The organism is Thioclava sp. UBA3469 (assembly GCF_002378135.1).
In the GTDB taxonomy this organism is placed as follows: Bacteria; Pseudomonadota; Alphaproteobacteria; order Rhodobacterales; family Rhodobacteraceae; genus Thioclava; species Thioclava sediminum.
The window spans coordinates 13,072-32,650 of the sequence record NZ_DFRG01000082.1 but is presented as its reverse complement, the minus strand read 5'-3'; the positions used below and the strand labels follow the sequence as shown (position 1 = coordinate 32,650).

The following is a 19,579-nucleotide window of genomic DNA, read 5'->3' as shown; positions in this document are numbered from 1 at the left end:
CGGTGATCGGGTGCTCGACCTGGATGCGCGTGTTCATCTCGATGAAATAGAACGCCTTGCGATCCATGTCGTAGAGATATTCGAGCGTCCCTGCCCCACGATAAGAGACACCTTCGGCAAGCCGAACCGCAGCGGCGCAAAGATCGGCGCGCACGGAATCGGGCAGCGCCACGGCTGGCGCTTCTTCCCAGACCTTCTGGCGGCGGCGTTGGAGAGAGCATTCCCGCTCGAACAAATGGACCGCACGGGTGCCGTCGCCGAGAATCTGCACTTCGATATGACGCGCGTTACGAATGAAGGCCTCGATATAGACCCCGTCATCGCCGAACCCGGCCCGAGCCTCGTTCATCGCCGTGGGGAGTGCGGCGATCAGCTCTTCTCGGGTATTGGCGATACGGATACCGCGCCCGCCACCGCCAGCGGCAGCCTTGATCATCACCGGGTAGCCGATCCGTTCAGCCACCTCGACCGCCGCGTCGAGACCGGCGACACGTCCGTCGCTGCCCGGGACCACTGGCACGCCTGCCTCGATGGCGGCCGTGCGCGCGTTTACCTTGTCACCCATCCGCTCGATCGTGGCCGCGTCGGGGCCGCAGAAGGTCACGCCCAACTCGCTTACGCGGCGGGCGAACTCGGCGCTCTCGGAGAGGAAGCCGTAACCGGGATGCACCGCATCCGCACCGCTCTCCGACACCGCTTTCAGGACCGCGTCGATGTCGAGATAGGACTTCGCCGCCGGCGCCGGGCCGATCACGACCACCTCATCGGCCATCCGCGCGGCCAGCATATCGCGGTCGGCTTCCGAAACGACCTGAACCGTCCGAATACCCAGATCTCGCGCTGCTCGGATGATGCGCACGGCGATCTCGCCGCGGTTCGCGATCAGAAGCTTCTTAATGCCGGAACCCTGCGACGTCATTCGGACACCTCGATCTCGCACAGCACATCGCCCGGCTCGATGCTTTCGCCATCGGGCGCTGCGTAACCCTTGAAGGTTCCCGCCACCTCGGCCTCGATCGGAATGTAGGACTTCATGACCTCCACGAGCGCGAGAGTATCCCCCACAGCCACGGCATCGCCGGGCGCCTTGAACGGCTCGGCTTCAGGCGACGGGCGGTGAAAGACGAGCCCCGGAAGTGCAGCTTCGATTTGCGTGATGGCCATATCGGGCCTCCTGTTGGTCTCGTGTTACTTGATGCGGGCGAGAACCCGGTCGAAGGCGGCCAGGAACTGGTCTGCGTTCTCTCGGGTGAAGACGAGCGGCGGGCGGATCTTGAGAACGTTATGCGTCTTCGAGCAGGCCGAGATCAGCACACGTTCCTCCCGCAGACCGTTGACGATGGCCGACGTCGCGGCCGCATCCGGCGTCTTGGCGGCGCGGTCAGACACGATCTCGACCCCGAGGAACAGCCCCGCGCCCCGGACGTCGCCGATGCAAGGATGGGCCTCCGCCCGAGCGCGGATCCCGTCCTGAAGATAGGCACCGATCTCGCGCGCGTTCTCGGTCAGCCCCTCGCCTTCGATCACGTCGAGCACGGCGGTCGCGGCGGCGATCGCGACCGCGTTGCCCCCGAAAGTGTTGAAATACCGCGCCTTGCGCCCGAATTCCTCGACCAGCTCCGGACGCACGGCAACGCCCGCGACCGGGTAGCCATTGCCCATCGGCTTGCCCATGGTGACGAGGTCGGGGACCACATCATGACGCTGGAAGCCCCAGAGCGCATCGCCGGTCCGTCCGAAGCCCGACTGCACTTCGTCGGCGATGTAGACAGCACCAGCCGCGTGTGCCGCGTCGACCGCCCCCTTGAGGAAACCGCGCGGCCCGTCGAAGACCCCATCGCTGGCGAAGATACCGTCGCAGATGAAGAGTGCGGGCTTGATGCCGTGCCGCTTCAGATCGGCGAAGGCGGCCTCGACGGCGGCGGCGAAATTCGCCGGCATGTCCTCGCCCTGACGATAGGCATCCGGCGCGGGCACGGTGCGCACATGCGGACCAAGGTCGACATTCGCGCCGAGCGAGGGGGAAAACTCGGAAACCGACTGGGTGATGCCATGATAGGCCGTCTCCGTCACGACGATCCCGAGCCCCCCGGTATAGGCCTGCGCGATGCGCACGGCGAGGTCGTTGGCATCGGACCCGGTGCAGGTGAACATCATGTGCCCGATCTCGTCCGGCATCGTTTTCAGAAGCCGTTCGGCATAATCGAGGATACTGCCGTGGATATAGCGGGTGTTGGTCGCGAGGATGCCGGCCTGCGTCGCGATCGCCTCGACCACCTTGGGATGACAATGGCCGATGGAGGTCACGTTGTTATAGGCATCGAGATAGGCGTTATCTTCTTGATCGAAGAGCCAGGCCCCCTCGCCGCGCACGAGATGCAACGGCTTGTCGTAGAAGAGACGATACGCCGGACCAAGCAGCGCCTTGCGCCGCTCGATCATCTCGCGCGTTTCAGGGTCGAGATCCGTGGCGCCTTCGTGGAAGGCGTTCACCATGCCGGTGTCAATATTCATGCGTTCACTCCATATCGCACGCGCTGAGCAAAGCCCGGGTCACGTCCTGGGTGGGAAGGGTCGCGAAACGGGCCATCGCCGTGCGGGCAGGTCCGTTGTTGCGCAGGATGTAGGCAGCGTTTTCGGGGTAGCGCGCCGCACGCCAGTTCGTGATCGTGATCGAGGCTACGAGGCGCGCCACCGTCAGATCGCGAAGCAGCTCCACCTCCTCGCGCTCGAGCGGCAAGACGGCGTGATAGGCGGCCACGAGACGCGCGATGGCGTCGAGCGGATCGTCTTCGCTCGCCAGATAGGAGGCGGCAACCGCAACATCGATGGCGAGATAAGTGTTCACCATGTCGCCGAAATCGAGAATGCCGGTGATCCGGTCCTGCTCGCTCGCATCCACGAGGATGTTATGGTGGTTCATGTCGTTATGGATCACCTGACGGCGCAGACCGCCGAGCGCAGGGGCAACCTGCGCCTCGAAATGATCGAGCTCGCGCCGCACCGCATCCGCCACCGCATCCTCGCCGAGGCTCTCGGTCAGTGGGCGCAGGCGCGGGAGATGCTGGATGTCCCACAGCAGTTCATGGCGCGCACCCGGATGGTCGAACCCTTCGAGCGCCCCGCCCAGCCGCGCCGTCATCGCGCCGATCCCGGACTGCATCCGCGCCGTCATCGGCACGTGATGCAGCGGCGTGCCGTCAAGCCAGGACAGAACCCGCACCACGCTGGTGCGCCCCGACGGCAGCTTTAGCCGCTGCGTGAACGCACCGTCGAGCGCAGCCACCGCGCGCGGAAGTGGAAGCTCGGGATCGACCCGGGCAACCCAGCGCAGCGCCGCGGTCTGGAACTCCGTGTTGAGCGGGTCCTCGACCGCATTCGAGATCTTCAGGATGTAGTCCTGCCCAGTCCCGGTCACGATGCGGAAATTCTGGTCTCGCTCGCAGGCGATTTCATGTGCGGAACCGTCGATCCCCCAGTGATCGTGCAAAAGCGTCTGGGCCTGATCCGGCGTCAGCCGCGGCGGCGCGCTGGCCAACAGCCCAGCCAGAAGGGAGTCTTGGTCGACCGCAGAGCCGTCTGTCATCATCGCTTCAGGCATTTTCCAGGATCTCGGGTTTGGTTTTTGCATCGATTTCGGCCCGCAGCGCCGCTGCGCCGTCGCGGTCCACACGGCGGAAACGCAGGGTCTCGTTCGGCTTGGCCTGCGCCAGCTTCCAGAAGGCGGCGCTCGCTATGGTGAAGGGGTTGATGAAGCCGCCGGTGCTCGGCGCGTCATTGACGAGGATGATCGGCGTCTGACCGGCAAGGTTCACAGCCCCCATCGGATAGCCGTGGTCGATGATGTTCGACGGGTCCTGCCCGTGATCCGGGGATTTGTTCAAAGCCTTGTCAGAAAACCCGAAATCCGGGCCGGTCAGGCGAATACCTGTGCGACTGCTCTTTGTCTGAATCTGCCAGTCGGTCGAAAAGAACATCTCGATCGTCGCCTCGTCGAGCCAGTCGTCATTCGGCCCGCACAGCGCCTCGACCTCCCAAACGCGGTCGATGCCGATCACCGGGCGCGCGGATTCGGGCAGAACGTAGAGGGCGCTCGTCTCCGAGACGCCGACCGGCAGCGTCTGACCCGCGATGAGGGCATGACCGCCGACGCCCGCCTGATGGAACACGGCGCGCGAACCCAGAACCGGCTCGGTCGCGATCCCGCCGGAGACGGCGAGATAGGCCCGCGCGCCGGTCTTGGCGAAGCCCATGGTCAGCGTCTGGCCCGCCGAGACCGCGACGGTCGCGTACATCGGGATCGGCGCGCCATCGAGTGCGGGCGACATGTCCGCGCCGGTGACGGCGATCAGCATGTCGGCATCGAAGGTCAGGGTCGGCCCCATGAACTGGCACTCCAGCGCAGCGGTATCGCGGTCATTGCCGACAAGGATATTCGCCTGCCTGAACGACCAAGCGTCGAAGGGCCCCGAGAGCGGGAACCCCTGCTCCAGAAAGCCCTCGCGCCCCGGAAGCTCCTGCACGCAGGTCTGAAGACCCGGCTTGACCGTGGTGATGGTGCGGCTCATTTGGAGGCCTCCTCTTGCGCCTTGGCCCAGTCGAGATAGCGGTCGACCGAGAAGACCTGGTAATCGACGATGTCGTGACAGAACGTCCCCTCGGCGACGCGCGCTTCGATCTCGCTGTATTCATCGCGTTCGACGGGCTTGAACCGAACCCGGTCGCCAGCCCGGAACAGCGCGAGACTGTCCCTGAAGTCGGGAAGCCGCTGCGCCCCATCATAGGTCGGCGCCGGCGTATGACCGATAAGCTGATAGCCGCCCGGCGTCGCATCCGGATAGATACAGGTCAACGCACCACCGAGACCCACCGCTCCTTTCGGGGTATGGGTGCGCGGCGGATTGTATTTCGGCGCGATGATCCGCGCAGTGGGATTGAGGGCGAGCAGCGAGCACAGACCGGGCCAGAAGCCGAGCGCCGCAACCCAGTATTCGGTCGAGGCGTGACGGCGGCGCAGTGCGGCACGATCCGGCAACCCGTTCAACTCGCAGATCAACTCGGGATCGGGCGTCTTCTCGGGATAGTCCTTGCGGTAGTCTTCGACGCAGGCTTCCGTCTTCTCATCGAAATAGAGAACGGGAATGGTGATCAGCCGGCTTGCGAGCGTTCCCGTCACCCCGCGCCCCATCTCCGCATAAAGCGCTTCGATCTCGTGGCACAGGTCTTCGTAGGAGATACGGTCGGGATCGTAGTTCACCTGGAACGAGGCCAGCTCGGGGATCAGATCGACAAGGCCCGCGATCTGCGCCTCTCGTACGGCAGCGACAAGTCGGTGAACGATGAAGTTGATGGTGAAATCCATCCCGTCACCCAGCTCGACCTCGATCGCGCGATCTCCTCCGGGATAGAATCGCAGAGCTTCGTGAAGCATTCGACCTGTTCTCCTCTCGGCTATTTTTCGACGCATCCGCGCGACTTTGTCGCTGGATCTTCCTCAGTTGGAGTATATGATATATCAATTAGCGTCAACGGCCTTTACCCGTCGACACAAAGTAAGATACCAAGTTGGGAAGCGGACCACGCGCAGCGAAAGGCATTCGAGTGAAGAAGATTGAGCACCAGTCATTGAGCGACCAGGCGTATCACGCGATCCGGGACGGGATGCAGGAGGGCCTTTTTATCCCGATGGAGCCGCTGGTCATCCGCACGCTCGCGGCGAACTACGGAATCTCCGCCACCCCGATCCGCGAAGCGCTTCAACGGCTCGTCGCCGAGCGCCTTTTGACGGTGCTGCCGAATCGGTCGATCGTGGTGCCCCGCATGACCCAGAGACGATTTCGCGAGCTCATGCCAATCCGAGCAGCGCTTGAAGGAATGGCGGCGGAACTGGCCGTCGACAAGTTCACCGAGGAGGAAATCGCGCAGCTCTCAGAACTGACCGCGCGAGTGGAAGAGGTCGCGAAACGACATGATTCCGCGGGCTATCTGACCCTCAACCGCGAATTCCACTTCACCGTCTACCGCCGCGCGAACAATCCAGAACTCCTCCTTCTTATCAATGACTTATGGCTAAAGGTTGGCCCCGTTTTTACCGGCCTTTTCGACGATGAGCACTTCAAACACCACGCCAATGACGAACACCGCAATATCCTCGCAGCGATCGAGCGGCGCGACGCGGAAGCAGCGGGTCGGTTCATGCGGCAGGACATCGACATTGCCGCGAAAGCATTGCTTCCGCTGATGCCGCTGACCGAGGGGGCCTGAACGCGACCCCGGCCAGAACCCAAGTAGACACCCACCGGGGCGGCATCGTGCCGCCCTTCTTTTTTTGCGCAGCAGGCCCTGCGCAAAATGCCCCGGCAGCACCCGGCGACCAAACCGCGCCTCACCCGCCTCGCTGCCGACATCCGTGCCCTGCCCAAAAAAACAGCCACCCGCCCAGATTCGCTCTCGTCACGCGATTTTCGCTTGCGACGCAAAGAGGCGCCATACGTTTTCGGCCCCGACCTGCTTCCCCTTGGGAAAGATTAACTTGACACAAGGTGGTGATATCGTCGTTATAGGATACATGATATATCATTTGGAGGCGAAGATGGTGACGATCAATTGCGATATGGGCGAGTCCTTCGGGATTTACGCGTTCGGCGACGACGCGGCCTGCATGCCCTTCGTCACCCACGCCAACATCGCCTGCGGCTTCCATGCCTCCGACCCGGTGGTCATGCGCGACACCCTGCGCAAAGCGAAGGCCGCGGGCATCAATGTCGGCTCCCACCCCGGCCTGCCCGACCGTGAGGGCTTCGGACGGCGGCGGATGCAGATGCGGCGCGACGAGATCTACGCGCTCATCATGTACCAGACAGGCGCGCTGCAAGCGCTGGCCGTGGCCGAAGGGCTCACGCTCTCGCACATCAAACCGCACGGCGCGCTCTTCGGCATGGCTCAGAACGAGATGCACGTGGCGGAAGGCGTTGCGGATGCGGCCGAAGCGCTCGGTCTGCCGGTGATCGCCTATTCCGACTGCTGTATGTCGGAGGCATTCACCCGCCGCGGAATCCCTTTCAGCTGCGAGTTCTATGCTGACCTCGACTATGGTGACGACGGACGCCAGATCATTTCGCGCGAGCATGAGAGCGTCCCGCCTGAGGCCGTCGCCGAGAAGGTCCGCCGCGCCGTGCTCGAAGGCATGACCACCGCCGTGAGCGGCAAGGACGTGTCGGTCGTCGCCGAAAGCATCTGCGTCCATTCCGACACCCCGAACGCGATCGCCGTCGCGAAGGCGGTTCATCAGGTTCTTATGGATGAGGCGAGGCTGACCACAGCATGACCGCCGTGCGCATCATATCGGGCAATTCGCTTCAGGCAGAGCTGACGGACGACCTCGCGCCGGTTCTGCGCGCGATTGCGGCCAAGCTCGGGCCCGACGGGCGTGCAGCGCTCTACACATTGGGCGCGCGCGTGCGACGCGCCACCACCGGCACGGAAATCGCCCGTCATTTCTGCGCGGACGGAACGAGCGAGGTGCTTCTGCGGGAAGCGCTGGTGTCGGCGGACCGCGATCTGGGTGACGGCACCGCGCGCATGGCCGTGATGACCGGCGCCGCGCTGGCGGCCGGACGCTGGTCCGTCGCCGCGGGTGTGCATCCGTCCCATCTTATCCGCTCGGTCGATGGGCTGCGCCCCGAGATCACGCGCCATTTCGCGGCCGTCACGCAGGACACGGGCAATATCGAAGGCATCCTCGCCGCAGCCGCGCTTCCCGGCGACGCGACGGATGCCCTGGACCGCGCGCTCGAACTCGCAGGGTCCGAGGGTCATGTCGAGCTGAGCGATCAGCCGGAGCCCGGACTGCGTCTCGATCATGTCGAAGGTTTCTCCGCCGATATGGAGCCGCTCCTGTCGGGAGTGTTGACGCATATGGATGCGGTCCATGTTTTGGTGGTCAACGACATCCTGACCGATTTCAAACGCCTCACCCCCGTGATCGAAGGTTTCGCCCAGAGCGGCAAGTCGCTGCTGATCGCGGCGCGAGGGCTCGAAGGCGCCGCCAAGCAGCTTCTGGAGCGCAACCGGCAGGCCGGCGTTCTGCGCGTGGCCGCGATCACGCCGCGTGACAAGGGCCCGCGCGCCGCCGAAATCCTGCGGGACCTCGCGGTCGCGACCGGCGCGACCCTCGTGGATGACGAGACCGGCCAGACACTCGACACGCTCACGCCCGAGCATCTCGGTGCGGCAGAGGCGTTCCGGCGCAGCGGCGATCACGTGACCTTCTCCGCCCCCGCCGGCGACGCCGCGGCCATCGCGCTGCGGCTTCAAGACATCGCTCACGAAATCGAACGCAACCGCTACCTTGCTCTCGACCGCGAACATGCTCAACGGCGCTACGCCCGCCTCTCGGGACGCTGGGTCGAGCTTTTCATCGGTCCGCACAGGACCGAACCCGATTTGCGCGCACGGATGGCACGTGCGCTTGCTTCGGTGCACTCGGCGCGAACTGGCGGCACCCTGACAGGTGGAGGCGTCGGCCTTACCGAAATCGCCGCGCGCCTCGATGCCGAACGTCCGTCCGACCCTACCGATCGCGCCGCCCGGGCCCTTGTTGGCGAGGCTCTGCGCGCGACCGGACGCGCCTTGCGACGCAACGCCGGACTGGAGCCCCTCGACGGCGTCCTTCCTGCCGACTCTGTGCGGGACCCGGCCCGGCTTTCGCGCGACGTGCTCGACCTCGCGCTGTCGCTCGCATTGCGCATTCTGACACTTGAGACGGCCGTGCTGCGCACGCCCCATCACTCTCACTAATCGACTGACTTGAGGACATGAAATGAAGGATATGCACAGCGAACCCATGCTCGAGGTCAGCAATGTCGTCCACAAGTACGGCAGGGTCACCGCGCTGTCCGATGTGTCGCTGTCAGCGGCGAAGGGCGAATTCCTGACGATCCTCGGCTCCAGCGGCTCGGGCAAGACGACGATGCTGCGCGTGATCTCCGGGCTGGAAACTCCCTATTCGGTCGACCGTCTGCGCATCGGGGGCGAAGATGTCGTGGGGCTGCCCGCGGCCAAGCGCAACTGCACCACGGTGTTCCAGAACTACGCGCTGTTCCCGCATATGAACGTGATCGAGAACGTGGCCTACGGCCTGCGCATCCGCGGCCGTACGGCCCAGGACTCGACCGCCGAGGCGAAGCGTGCGCTCGAGATGGTGCAACTCGGGGCCAAGGCCGACCGCTCCATCGGGCAACTCTCCGGCGGGGAACGCCAACGTGTGGCACTTGCGCGCGCGGTCGTCACCCGCCCTGCGATCCTGCTCCTCGACGAGCCGCTGGGCGCACTGGACGAGCGGCTGCGCCAGGACATGCAGCTGGAGCTCATGGAGCTTCAGCGCAAACTTGGCATGACCTTCATCTACATCACGCACTCTCAGGAAGAAGCGCTGACCATGAGCGACCGCGTCGTTCTGATGAAGCACGGCCGGATCGAGCAAAGCGGCGCGCCGCTCGACCTGTTCGACCGTCCGGTCACGCGGTTCGCCGCGGATTTCATGGGCTACGAGAACATTCTCGACGGCAAGCTTCTGCGCAAGGACGGCGAGGTCGGCGAGGTGGAACTGGTCGGCGGCGCAGTCGTGCGCGGCACTCTCGCCACCTCTGACATTCAGCCGGGCGGCGCCATCAACCTTGCCATCCGGGCCGAGCGGATCGGACCGGTCGCAGCCGACGAGGACGGGCTCGATGCCACCCTGTCCAACCGCGTCTATCGCGGGAAATACACCGACATGATGGTCGAGACGAAAGCGGGCACGCTGCGTCTGCGGTCCTGGCACGGTGCGCCCAACGAGAAAGGCGCGATCTCGCGGGTTGGCTGGAAGCTCTCGGACGCCGTGATTTTCCCCGAACACAAGGGCTGATCGCGTCGATCGGTCCACCTTCGGGAAAACTGGCTTACGCAGCCGCTCGAGACGGCGCGAAGCCCCAACAGGAGAAGGAAATATGAAAGACAAGCACTCTACGTTCGACCAGATCGAACTGACCCGGCGCAACATGCTTCGCGGCATGGGCGCGGTTGCTGGCACGGCAGCCCTCGCGGCTACCGGTCTCGCCCCCCGTGGTGCGATGGCGCAGGATATGCCCGTCGTGCGGGCTTACGGCGTTCCGACCGCCGCGCTCAAGGATTGGTCGCCGCTCGAAGCCAGCCTCGGCATCAAGTGCGAACTCAACGGCACCTCGAACGATGTCGGCGTCTTCATGCGCGACATCATGGCGTCGAACCTCGGTGACAGCACCGACATCTACATCTTCGAGAGCGGCACCGAAGACATCCTCGGCCCGCGCGGCATGTATGCCAAGATCGAGACGGACCACCCCGAACTCACCCTGTGGGAGCGCACGTCGGATGCCTGGAAACGCTCGCCTGTCGTCACCGACGAAGAGGGCAACCAGTGGGGCGTTCCGGTCATCGGCAACGCCGACAGCTTCGGCTATGTGCCCGAGGCCATCGGCGTCGATCCCGCAAGCGAGGAAGAACTCTCGTGGTCGCTGATGTTCGAAGACGAAGCCACCCGCGGCCGCGTCGCCTACGGGCAGGGCTGGAGCTACTCGATGCCCTCCGCCGCGCTCTACCTGAAGGAAACCGGCAAGGCCGACATTAAGAATGTCTCGGACATGACCGCCGAAGAAGCGGCGATGGTCGCCGACTTCCTCATCGAGCGCAAGAAAGCGGGCCAATTCCGCACGCTCTACGGTGCCTTCGAGGAGCAGATCCAGCTTCTGACCAACAAGGAAGTCGACGTGATCAACTGCTGGGAACCGGCAGTGCGTGAAGCCAATAACGTGCTGGGCGAGAACGCGACGCGTTACGCCTACACCGTCGAAGGCTACTTCAAATGGGGCCACGGCGCCTATGTCGCCGCCCCCGCGATGGAACGCGACAACGTCGACAACATCTACAAGATGCTGAACTACTTCCTCGGCGGCGAATACCGCGCCCTTCAGGCCCGTGATCGCGGCTATGCCGGCCCGAACATGGACCTCGGCGTGGCCTATGCCGAAGAGAACGGCTGGAGCGACGCGGAAATCGAAGCCCTGCGCGCCACCGAAGCCAAGGTGAACCGCAAGTTCGAGAAACCCTTCACCTCGACCACGACGCCGCAGAACGCATCCGACATCGAGGAGCAGTGGCAGCGGTTCCTCAACGCCTGATCCCTTCGCGTCCTCCGCGCCTGCGGGGGACGCTACCCGGCCTCGCCAAAGGGCCGAACACCACAGGAAGATAGATGACCATGAACGCCGAATTGGATGCGCCCATGACGCAGACCAGACCGAAGGACAAAGGCCGCAAGCCCGCTATGAGAATCCCCGTCGCAACCGTGGCGCTATGGGTGATCTGCGCGGCCTGGACCGTGCTGGTGATCGTTCCGCTCCTCATCCTGTTCGTCTACAGCTTCTTTTCGACCGAGTATTTCCAGACGATCTACGAGCCGAGCCTCGAGACGTGGAAAGGCCTCTTCGCCTCGGGGCGCTGGGAGGTCACGCTACGCACGCTGCGCATCGCGCTGACCGTGACGCTGATCGAGCTCGCCATCGGCTTCCCCTTCGCGCTCTGGCTCGCCAAGGGAGCGCGCAGCCAGATGGCCCGTGCCGTGTTCCTCGCGCTGTTGACCATTCCGTTCTTCCTCGACCTGTCGTCGCGCACGATCGTCTGGCGCGCGATCCTCGGTCAGAACGGCCTGATAAACACCGTCCTCATGTCGACCGGGATCACCGATGCGCCGCTCGACTGGCTGCTCTACTCGGAATTCTCGGTGCATTTCGGGATGATCCCGGCCCTGTTCCCCCCGATGGTCCTGCCGATCTACATGGCCATCATCCTCATCGACGACACCCTGATCGAAGCCTCCAACGACCTCGGGGCGACCCCTGCACAGACCCTGTGGAAGGTGATCGTGCCGCTTTCCCTTCCCGGCGTGATGGCGGGCTTCGTCTTCACACTCGGACCGGCGCTGGCCGCTTGGGTCGAGCCGGGAATGCTGGGCGGCGGCTTCGTGAACCTGCTGTCGAGCTCGATCGAGAGCGCCTACACCGCCCTGCGCTATCCCGTCGTCGCCGCCCTCTCCGCTTTCGTGATCGGCCTCCTGCTGCTGATCCTCGCGGTGATGGCCCTCATCCTGCGCCACCTCGGCGGCGCGAGACTCGCGCTGCGCCGATGACCACGGGCAAAAGGAAAGACCAATGACCGACATGACCGCCACGACAGGCCCCGTTTCGCTCGAAACCAGCTACAACCCGAATTGGAAGCGGCTCGGCAAATGGATGGGCATCGCGATGCTCGCGCTGATCTACTTCCCGCTGCTTTGGCTCGTCTTGCTGTCGATCTCGAGCGACCCGCTCTCCGGCATCCCCGGCGCCTTCTCTCTGCGCCACTATCAGGCACTGTTCGCGAGCAGCGACTGGCACATGCCCTTCGTCGCCAGCATCGTGATTGGCTTGATCGTCGGATTGGTTAGCGCAGTCACCGCCACAGTGATCGGGCGCGAAGTACCGCGCATGGCCAGCCCCGGCCCGATGCTCCTCGTCTTCGTCCTGCCGCTCTTCGTGCCCGGCATGTCGATGGGCGCGGCCCTCTTCATCTTCAGCCAGTCCGTGCTCGGTCTCGATCTGGGCTTCTGGTCGATCGCCGTGGGGCACTATGTCTGGGCCCTGCCCTTCGCACTCCTTATCGTGCTCGTCGTGACCCTGCGCTTCGACCATACCCTGATCGAGGCGGGACGCGACCTCGGAGCGAGCGACTGGCGCGTCTTCAAGGACATCGAGTTTCCGATCCTGATGCCGGGCATCGTCAGCGCCGGGCTCTTCGGTTTCCTGATGTCCTTCAACGAGGTCATGCGCACGATCTTCCTGCGCGGCACATCAGAGACCATGCCGGTCTGGAACTGGGTGCAGGCGGCAGCCCAGCAAAGCCAGGTGCCGATCATCTTCGCCCTGTCCTCCCTCGTGCTGCTGGTGACACTTCCGCTTCTCAGCGCGATGTTCTGGCTGCTGTTCGTGCGGTTGAACCGGACCTGAGCTTCCAGTCGCCCGCGATTATCTCCCAACTGAGGCGGCGCTGGACGCGGTTCGCAAGCATTGCATCCGCTCTCCCTGACACACCTGTTTCGCGCGCCGGGAGTCTCTTAGGGTGCTGTGCGCCAAAATAGAGTGTTGGCCACCATTCCCTTTCGACCTCTGGAAGACCTCAGCGACCTGCTAAGCGGAGGGGTGCAGACTGCCCATTTGAGAGCCATGTCTGCGGCGCAGTATCGCCCAAACCCGGTGATTAAAGGCACGCGGATCACTTGCCGATCTGTGCTTGGCAGGCTTAGCGACGGCGATACCTTGGATGATCTCTGTGAAGAGCATCCCTCGATTCCAAGGGAAGCATTCGAGGGCGCTGCTACCTACGCCCGCACCCACCCCGTGGGAAATCCTCCGAAGGCAAACCTTGACGACGATGAGCCAGAAGTGTGCCCGATAGAGTTACAGACAGATCTGCTCCTTTTCGGTAATGGCAAATTCGCGTACCGGATTTGGCCTCTTTCACTAACCAACGCCCCGTGAGCCAGCGTTTCACGACTGAGAACACAAGTGAGGGCACATACAATGCTTCGGAGGGAAGGCAGCAGGAGCCTCCTTCAGAAACGTAGCCCAAGCAGTAGGTAGCTGCGACAGGGCGAAATGGCCGGTTTGAGGCCGACAGTATCTCCAGTGAGCTGTGCCTCCGCGGCAAAGCTGACCAAGATCTTGATTTCAGGCGTTCTCGGAGTTGGCGCGAAAAATGATCTCGAAATCGGAGCCGCCGAGTTTCCCAGTTTCAAAAAGTTGCTAAGAATGTGGGCCGGTTTTTCCTTCCATCAAAACAGGAAAAAGCCAAGGTCGACTCGGAAAGAACTCGCTTCGCAAGATACTGACTTAAAACGTAAAGTTACGCGAAATTTGCGCAAACCTATGCGCAAAAGACCCGCAAAGCTTTGCTTGAAGCTCGCCAGAAGCTGCTAACGAATTCAGCGTACAGCCCGCAACATTGCGCGCCGCCCCACAGGCCCTGTGGCCACGCAGAAGTCGAACCGCCCAAATACCCTGTTTCCGGAAAGATCTTTGTAATTTTGTCCGGTTGTCGGCCTTCCTTCACGGAGTTGGATATCGCACAGCTATGTGGGAGGAAGTAGGCAAGACAAAAAGCATTGGCCTACGGATTTTTCATGACACGCATTCTCCTTCTCGTTGCGACTTTTTCCGGCCTGCTGGCGGGACCGGCAGCGGCCGAAAAGCAAATCTACAAGGTCACGCTGGGCCACCGATCCCTGGGCATGCTGCAATTCGAAGGGCAAGGCAGTAATGCGAAACTGCTGCTCTCGCTCGACAACACGCCGTTCGGCTTGGACGACGGCACCTTCGAGGCGGTGACTCAGGCCAAAGGTCATGAGGTCGATTACCTCGGGACGAGCCGGGGCAGCGAAACGCGCGATATCGCGATCGTCCGAGACGCGGACACCGTGACGGCCGTTAAGATTACACCGCGCTCTGAGATGACCGAGATGACGGACGCCGGAAAAGTCCCCGCCGGTGTGATCTCCCCGACGGAATTCTTCGCAAAGCTGGCAAACGGTGAAACCTGTCCTTCGCCGATGGCCATGTATGATGGTCGGCGCGTGGTGCAGATGGCAACGACAGCCAAGAAGCAAAACGACGACACCGTGATCTGCGACATTTCCTATCGCGTTGTCTTGGGGCCCGGATATGTCTGGCCGTTTTACTTCAAGTCGTTCGATGTGCATGCCGCCTATGACGCACGCAAGCTTGCTACATTCAGCATGAGTGGCGGTGGGTTCACGGTGAGGCTGACCCGGCAGTAGCCGCACGCCGCAGCACGTTCAGGGTGCGGCCACCTGGATCCTCAGCGAGCGGTCCGGCGACGCCTGACACAGGACTGCGCTCATCGCGCACCGAGGGAACCGCGCTCGCGGGCGAGACCGAGCATCGCAAACACTGCCAGTCCGCTGAACAAGGTGCTCATCACCACGGCCTCGTGCCAGCCCGCGAAGAAGCGCTCGCCATCGCGTCCGGCAATCAGGATCGAGATCAAGGCGATCCCGAGGGCGGAGCCGAGGTAGCGCGCGGTATTATTGGCAGCCGACCCCATCGCCGCGCGCTCGGGCGGCACGGATTGCACCGCCTCATGCCCTAGTGCGGCGTTCAGGATACCGTTCGAGACCCCGGCAATCAGCAGCCCCGGCACGAGGATCGCCCAACTCGCCGCAGGCGTCGCAAGCAGCATCAGGGCCTGCCCGACCCCGCAGCCGACGATCCCGCCGATCACGCGCTGGCGCGAGGTCCAGCGCGCAGGCAAGCGATGCGCGTTGAGCGCGGCGATCGCGGTCAAAGCCGACCATGCGAGGAGAACGAAAGCGGCCGTAAGTGGCGTCTGCCCCATACCGCGCACCAGCACGGTTGGCACCAGAGACATCAGCGCAAGCACGCCCGCGCCCGAGGCGAAAGCCGCGAGAGACGCGCCGGTGAAGGGCGCATGGGCAAAGAGATCGAGCCGCAGGATCGGGTTCGGAGCCCGGCGTTCGGTGCGCAAAAAGAGAGCCAGAAAGGCCAGCGCGCCCAACACGAGCAAGCCCACCACGCCGAAAGCTCCCAACCGCAACTCGGTGAGCGCCGAGAGCAGGCAGCCGAGGCCGAGCATCAGAAGCAGGCCGCCCGTGAGGTCGACCCGATGCGGGCTGCGCGGGCTCTCGGGCAGGCGGGCCGAGGCGCTCAGCGCAAGGATGGTCGCAGCGAGCGCGATCGCCCAATGCCCTGCGGGCCATCCGCCAATCGGCAGCAGCGCCGCGGCGAGGATCGGCCCGAGCGCCACGCCCGCGCCGAGGCCCGCGGCCCAGATCGCGGCGGCACGGCGGCGTGGCTCGCCCTCGTAGATCTGGCCGAGAAGCCCGAGGCCGCAGGCCATGATCCCGGCGCTGCCGAGGCCCTGCACGACACGCGCGACGATCAGGAACAGACCGGTCGGCGCGAGTGCAGCGGCAACGGAAGCGAGCGCGGTGAGCCACAGCCCGCCCACGAAGGTCCGCCGCCGCCCCAGCGTATCGCCGAAGGCCCCGGCGATCAGAAGCCCGCAGGCCGCCCCCAATGGCATCCCCGACATGATCCAAGCCTGCTGCGCAGGGCCAAGCCCGAGCGCGGCGGTCATCGCCTCGAGCGTGGTCAGCGGCAGGGTGAAAACAACGAGAGACAGGAGTGTCGCAAGGGCCACGATGGCGAGCGGGGCTTTGGGGGTAACGGGCATTTCAGTTTTCCTTGGTCACGCGATGCCGAAGCCAGACGAGACCGCTCTCCAGCGTCTCGGTCTGACCCAGTTCCAGCGACTTGGTCGGGCCGGTGATCAGCCCCACCTGAGTGGCCGGGTTTGATAGTTAGGGCATGACTGGCCCTGGTCCATCGGGACAAGGGATTCCGGGGCCGGTGGACGTTAGCCCAAAGCACAATGCTGTCGTTGGTGTCGTCGTGCCACTGGCGCGACGGTCCACTTCAGTGGCGGAACGGAACAGTATGCGGATCGGAAGAGCGACCAGCACACCGCTTTGCATATCGACGGGTCTCAGAGTGTGAAGGCGGTGCGAAACGCCTCGAGTGCCGCCTCCTCATCGCCCTGCGCGAAGGCCTCCATGGCGACCGGACCGCGATAGCCCATCTGCTGCAGCGCTTTCGCCACACCGGCATAGTTGATCTCACCCGTGCCCGGCTCGAAGCGCCCCGGATTGTCGGCCACCTGAACCTCGCCGATCCAGGGCAGGCTCGCCTTGCACCAGCGGATCAGATCCCCTTCGCCGATCTGCGTATGATAGAGGTCGAGATTGATCCGCAGCTGCGGGCGATCGACGGTCGAGACCAGCGCCAGCACATCCGCGGTAGAGCCGAAAGGACAGCCCGGATGATCGATCGGGTTGAGGTTCTCGAGCGTGAAGACCACCCCCTCTTCCTCGGCCAGATCGCAAATCCGGTTCAGCGTATCGCAGGCCCGCTGGAACATGCCCGGTGCGAAGCTGCCATGCTGCGGGATCGGGATACCGCCGTCGCCAAGACCCGTGCCATGCAGGTTGAGCCGGTCCACGCCGAGCCGCTTGCCGACCGCCGCGGTCTCACGCGCCGAGCGCAGCAGCATTTCCGCCCCCTCTGGGTCACTCAGCCGCCCCTCCAGATAGCCGTTCATGATCGTGTAATTCGCCCCCACCGCCTCGAGCTTATCGAGGTCGTGATCCGGCCAGTTCCACAACCCCACGCCGAAGCCCATCTCGGTCAGCCGCGCTGCGCGCCATTCGATCGGTCGGTCGCGCCAGAGCATCTCGGCGCAGGCCGCCAGTTGAAACGGTTGTTCCATCATCTTCTCCACCCGGATGCCCTCAGGCATCGCGCTCCATGATCCACTGCACAGCCGGGTCGGCCTGGAAACGCCAGTTGCGGCGCGGCCCGGCCATGACGTTGAGGTAATACATCTCGAACCCGTAGGGTGCCCCGCAAGGATGATGCCCGCGCGGGACCAGCACGACGTCGCCATCCGAGACCGCCATCGTCTCGTCGAGCGTGCCGTCCTCGGTATAGACGCGCTGGATGCCGAAGCCCTGTGCCGGGTTCAACCGATGGTAATAGGTCTCTTCGAGATAGGTGATGCACGGGAAATCATCCTCGTCGTGACGGTGGCTCGGATAGGACGACCAATGCCCCGCAGGCGTGAAGACCTCGGTCACCAGCAGACTGTCGCAGTAATCCTCCGCCTCCATCGCGATATTGTTGATGTAGCGCGTGTTGGTGCCAGTGCCGCGCTCGGTCAGGCTGATCCCGTCGGGGCCGATGCGGCGCGCCTTGTGACCGCCTTTGCCCGGTGCGAGGCAGACCGCGATCGTGCAATTCGTCTCGGCCACGGCCTCCCATTCCTGGTCGTTGGGCACATAGAGACAATGCGGTGGGGTCTTCTCGAAGACATCCATCCGCTCGCCCAACACGCCCCAATCCTGCCCGGCGGCCTTGATCGCGGCCTTACCCTCGACCATCACGAGGATCGCCTCGTTCGAACCGGTGGCCTCCGCCGCGCTCTCGCCCGGGCGCAGCCGGTAGAGCGAGAAGCCGACATAGCGCCAGCCCGCCGATTGCGGGGTAATCTCGTGCACCTTGCCGTGGGTTCCAAAGGGTTTGCGCAAAAGATCAGCCATGTCTCTCTCCTTCCAACTGCTCAAAATATCCCGGAGGGCACCCATTCGGGAGCGGGGGCAGAGCCCCCTCCCGGTCTCAACCCGCGATCAACCCCACCTCGGCAGCCGCGCCTTTCAACGTCTTCAGCCCCAAGGACTGATACTCAAACGGGTTGCGCTGGTCGGGATCCTGCTCGGCCTCGATCACGATCCAGCCGTCATAGCCCGCCTCTTTCAGAATCCGCAGGAGCGGTGCGAACTCCACGCCGCCCTCGGGATCACCCGGCACGGTGAAGACACCTGCGCGCACCCCGTCCATGAAACTCATGCCGGTGTCGCGGACCTGCCGCATCACCTCGGGGCGAACGTTCTTGGCGTGGAAATGGCGCACGCGGTCGACATATTTGCGCAGCATCGGCGCGGGATCGACCCCGTCACCGCCGAAATAACAATGCCCCGCATCGAACAGCAGCTTCGTCGCAGGCCCGGTCGCCGCCATGAACGCGTCGATTTCGGCGGGCGTCTCGACGACGGTGCCCATGTGGTGGTGATAGACCAGATCGATGCCCTGCCCGGCCGTGAACGCCGCCAGCTCCTCGATCTTCGCCCCGAACGCGGCCATCTCGGCCTCTCTCAACACCGGCTTCTCCGACAGCGGCACGTCCTGCCCCTGCACCGAGTTCGACGTCTCACAGGCAATACAGACGGTGCAGCCATTATGCTTGAGCTTGTCGAGATGCTGCTGGATCGCCACTTTCTCATCTTCAACCGATTGCGTCAGAAGGTTCAGCGAATACCACCCGGAGACGAAAGCCAACCCGTAGCCGCTGAGCAATTGCTTGAGCGCTTCGGGATCATCCTGCGGCCAGCGATGGCCATTCTCGATCCCGTCGAAGCCAATCTCGGCGGCCTCGCGCAGGATCTGCTCGGTCGGGATATGCGCGCCCAGGGAATGGTCGTCGTCATTGGCCCAGGCAATCGGGTTCGTGCCGAAACGGATCATCTCTCTCCTCCTCAATTCACCAGCCGCGCGTTTGCGATCTGGGTCAGGTATTCCTCAAAGCGGTCGCGCTGCTTCTGGCGGTCCGAGACCTCGGGCACCGCCACGTCCCAGAAGAAGCCGTGTTCGCCCGCCGTGGTCTCCAGCCCGGTGCCGGGGAAGTCCTTGGCCACGGTGTCGATCACGATCACCGTCGGGATGTCGCGCTCGCGCGCAGCTTTCACTTCCGCCTCGAGCTGATCGGTGTCCTTGGCCTTCACCGCATGCGCGCCCATGGATGCTGCGTGCGCGACGTAGTCGATCTCGGGCTGCACCTCGACATTGCAATCGACATACATGTTGTTGAACGGCTCGCC

Annotated in this window: 20 protein-coding genes; 9 read left to right on the top strand and 11 right to left on the bottom strand. The window is 63.9% G+C overall.

The window, feature by feature from the left end; genetic code table 11:
• The 6 genes from B3D39_RS07125 to B3D39_RS07100 all read right to left on the bottom strand — a co-directional run.
• Window positions 1-919: biotin carboxylase N-terminal domain-containing protein (locus tag B3D39_RS07125; protein WP_286789550.1), on the bottom strand; the 919-nt coding region annotated here is incomplete at its 3' end.
• Window positions 916-1,164 (bottom strand): biotin/lipoyl-containing protein, encoded by a 249-nt coding sequence (locus B3D39_RS07120; RefSeq protein WP_246831885.1) that lies wholly within the window; start codon window positions 1,162-1,164, stop codon window positions 916-918. The genes B3D39_RS07125 and B3D39_RS07120, both read right to left, overlap by 4 nt.
• A gap of 24 nt (window positions 1,165-1,188) precedes the next feature.
• Window positions 1,189-2,514 carry an aspartate aminotransferase family protein gene (locus tag B3D39_RS07115; protein WP_274962023.1) on the bottom strand — a complete coding sequence of 442 codons (1,326 nt, stop codon included), beginning with the start codon at window positions 2,512-2,514 and terminating at the stop codon, window positions 1,189-1,191.
• A gap of 4 nt (window positions 2,515-2,518) precedes the next feature.
• On the bottom strand, window positions 2,519-3,601 hold the full coding sequence (locus B3D39_RS07110) for a phosphotransferase (protein ID WP_274962024.1): 1,083 nt from the start codon (window positions 3,599-3,601) through the stop codon (window positions 2,519-2,521).
• Complete coding sequence (locus tag B3D39_RS07105; RefSeq protein WP_274962025.1) at window positions 3,594-4,568, bottom strand: biotin-dependent carboxyltransferase family protein; 975 nt, start codon at window positions 4,566-4,568, stop codon at window positions 3,594-3,596. Before B3D39_RS07105 ends, B3D39_RS07110 begins: the two co-directional genes overlap by 8 nt.
• Window positions 4,565-5,431 carry a 5-oxoprolinase subunit B family protein gene (locus tag B3D39_RS07100; RefSeq protein WP_274962026.1) on the bottom strand — a complete coding sequence of 289 codons (867 nt, stop codon included), beginning with the start codon at window positions 5,429-5,431 and terminating at the stop codon, window positions 4,565-4,567. The genes B3D39_RS07105 and B3D39_RS07100 overlap by 4 nt, the downstream gene beginning before the upstream one ends.
• A 170-nt stretch (window positions 5,432-5,601) precedes the next feature.
• On the opposite strand from B3D39_RS07100, the gene B3D39_RS07095 reads away from it, so the two are divergent.
• The 9 genes from B3D39_RS07095 to B3D39_RS07060 all read left to right on the top strand — a co-directional run bounded on the left by B3D39_RS07095 (window position 5,602) and on the right by B3D39_RS07060 (window position 14,887).
• A complete protein-coding gene (locus B3D39_RS07095) occupies window positions 5,602-6,264 on the top strand; it encodes a GntR family transcriptional regulator (protein WP_143595232.1) in 663 nt (220 codons plus the stop codon).
• 304 nt (window positions 6,265-6,568) lie between these two features.
• Window positions 6,569-7,327 (top strand): 5-oxoprolinase subunit PxpA, encoded by a 759-nt coding sequence (gene pxpA, locus B3D39_RS07090; RefSeq protein WP_286789549.1) that lies wholly within the window; start codon window positions 6,569-6,571, stop codon window positions 7,325-7,327.
• Window positions 7,324-8,799, top strand: a complete 1,476-nt coding sequence (locus B3D39_RS07085) for a TCP-1/cpn60 chaperonin family protein (protein ID WP_274962028.1) — start codon at window positions 7,324-7,326, stop codon at window positions 8,797-8,799. Before pxpA ends, B3D39_RS07085 begins: the two co-directional genes overlap by 4 nt.
• Before the next feature lie 22 nt (window positions 8,800-8,821).
• Entirely contained in the window at window positions 8,822-9,907 is a 1,086-nt protein-coding gene (locus B3D39_RS07080; RefSeq protein ID WP_274962029.1) for an ABC transporter ATP-binding protein, read from the top strand.
• A gap of 82 nt (window positions 9,908-9,989) precedes the next feature.
• Window positions 9,990-11,198: a hypothetical protein gene (locus B3D39_RS07075; RefSeq protein WP_274962030.1), complete on the top strand. Its 1,209-nt coding sequence runs from the start codon at window positions 9,990-9,992 to the stop codon at window positions 11,196-11,198.
• 104 nt (window positions 11,199-11,302) lie between these two features.
• The gene (locus tag B3D39_RS07070) at window positions 11,303-12,205 is read left to right on the top strand and encodes an ABC transporter permease (protein WP_158522149.1); all 903 of its coding nucleotides are present in this window, start codon (window positions 11,303-11,305) and stop codon (window positions 12,203-12,205) included.
• A gap of 22 nt (window positions 12,206-12,227) precedes the next feature.
• Complete coding sequence (locus B3D39_RS07065; protein ID WP_078542418.1) at window positions 12,228-13,061, top strand: ABC transporter permease; 834 nt, start codon at window positions 12,228-12,230, stop codon at window positions 13,059-13,061.
• 216 nt (window positions 13,062-13,277) lie between these two features.
• Window positions 13,278-13,592 (top strand): DUF433 domain-containing protein, encoded by a 315-nt coding sequence (locus B3D39_RS20650; RefSeq protein WP_369127225.1) that lies wholly within the window; start codon window positions 13,278-13,280, stop codon window positions 13,590-13,592.
• A 641-nt stretch (window positions 13,593-14,233) separates the two neighbouring features.
• Window positions 14,234-14,887 (top strand): hypothetical protein, encoded by a 654-nt coding sequence (locus B3D39_RS07060; protein ID WP_274962031.1) that lies wholly within the window; start codon window positions 14,234-14,236, stop codon window positions 14,885-14,887.
• Between the two features lie 80 nt (window positions 14,888-14,967).
• On the opposite strand, the gene B3D39_RS07055 is transcribed toward B3D39_RS07060, so the two are convergent.
• From B3D39_RS07055 to B3D39_RS07035, 5 genes are all read right to left on the bottom strand, one after another.
• Entirely contained in the window at window positions 14,968-16,323 is a 1,356-nt protein-coding gene (locus tag B3D39_RS07055; protein ID WP_274962032.1) for an MFS transporter, read from the bottom strand.
• Between the two features lie 312 nt (window positions 16,324-16,635).
• A complete protein-coding gene (locus B3D39_RS07050; protein WP_078549641.1) occupies window positions 16,636-17,415 on the bottom strand; it encodes a TIM barrel protein in 780 nt (259 codons plus the stop codon).
• 22 nt (window positions 17,416-17,437) lie between these two features.
• Window positions 17,438-18,244 carry a 5-deoxy-glucuronate isomerase gene (gene iolB, locus B3D39_RS07045; RefSeq protein WP_274962033.1) on the bottom strand — a complete coding sequence of 269 codons (807 nt, stop codon included), beginning with the start codon at window positions 18,242-18,244 and terminating at the stop codon, window positions 17,438-17,440.
• 76 nt (window positions 18,245-18,320) lie between these two features.
• Entirely contained in the window at window positions 18,321-19,226 is a 906-nt protein-coding gene (gene iolE / locus B3D39_RS07040) for a myo-inosose-2 dehydratase (protein ID WP_274962034.1), read from the bottom strand.
• Window positions 19,227-19,237: 11 nt separating this feature from the next.
• Window positions 19,238-19,579, bottom strand: a 342-nt coding sequence (locus B3D39_RS07035; protein WP_286789548.1) for a thiamine pyrophosphate-dependent enzyme, incomplete at its 5' end; no start/stop codon positions are given.

Excerpts from the sequence above, each read along its gene's own strand:
- B3D39_RS07055 (WP_274962032.1), bottom strand. The coding sequence starts at position 16,323 with ATGCCCGTTACCCCCAAAGCCCCGCTCGCCATCGTGGCCCTTGCGACA.
- B3D39_RS20650 (WP_369127225.1), top strand. The coding sequence starts at position 13,278 with ATGTCTGCGGCGCAGTATCGCCCAAACCCGGTGATTAAAGGCACGCGG.
- pxpA (WP_286789549.1), top strand. The coding sequence starts at position 6,569 with ATGATATATCATTTGGAGGCGAAGATGGTGACGATCAATTGCGATATG.
- B3D39_RS07050 (WP_078549641.1), bottom strand. The coding sequence starts at position 17,415 with ATGGAACAACCGTTTCAACTGGCGGCCTGCGCCGAGATGCTCTGGCGC.
- B3D39_RS07060 (WP_274962031.1), top strand. The coding sequence starts at position 14,234 with ATGACACGCATTCTCCTTCTCGTTGCGACTTTTTCCGGCCTGCTGGCG.
- B3D39_RS07075 (WP_274962030.1), top strand. The coding sequence starts at position 9,990 with ATGAAAGACAAGCACTCTACGTTCGACCAGATCGAACTGACCCGGCGC.
- B3D39_RS07065 (WP_078542418.1), top strand. The coding sequence starts at position 12,228 with ATGACCGACATGACCGCCACGACAGGCCCCGTTTCGCTCGAAACCAGC.
- B3D39_RS07115 (WP_274962023.1), bottom strand. The coding sequence starts at position 2,514 with ATGAATATTGACACCGGCATGGTGAACGCCTTCCACGAAGGCGCCACG.
- B3D39_RS07070 (WP_158522149.1), top strand. The coding sequence starts at position 11,303 with ATGACGCAGACCAGACCGAAGGACAAAGGCCGCAAGCCCGCTATGAGA.
- iolB (WP_274962033.1), bottom strand. The coding sequence starts at position 18,244 with ATGGCTGATCTTTTGCGCAAACCCTTTGGAACCCACGGCAAGGTGCAC.
- B3D39_RS07105 (WP_274962025.1), bottom strand. The coding sequence starts at position 4,568 with ATGAGCCGCACCATCACCACGGTCAAGCCGGGTCTTCAGACCTGCGTG.
- iolE (WP_274962034.1), bottom strand. The coding sequence starts at position 19,226 with ATGATCCGTTTCGGCACGAACCCGATTGCCTGGGCCAATGACGACGAC.
- B3D39_RS07100 (WP_274962026.1), bottom strand. The coding sequence starts at position 5,431 with ATGCTTCACGAAGCTCTGCGATTCTATCCCGGAGGAGATCGCGCGATC.
- B3D39_RS07110 (WP_274962024.1), bottom strand. The coding sequence starts at position 3,601 with ATGCCTGAAGCGATGATGACAGACGGCTCTGCGGTCGACCAAGACTCC.
- B3D39_RS07120 (WP_246831885.1), bottom strand. The coding sequence starts at position 1,164 with ATGGCCATCACGCAAATCGAAGCTGCACTTCCGGGGCTCGTCTTTCAC.
- B3D39_RS07080 (WP_274962029.1), top strand. The coding sequence starts at position 8,822 with ATGAAGGATATGCACAGCGAACCCATGCTCGAGGTCAGCAATGTCGTC.
- B3D39_RS07085 (WP_274962028.1), top strand. The coding sequence starts at position 7,324 with ATGACCGCCGTGCGCATCATATCGGGCAATTCGCTTCAGGCAGAGCTG.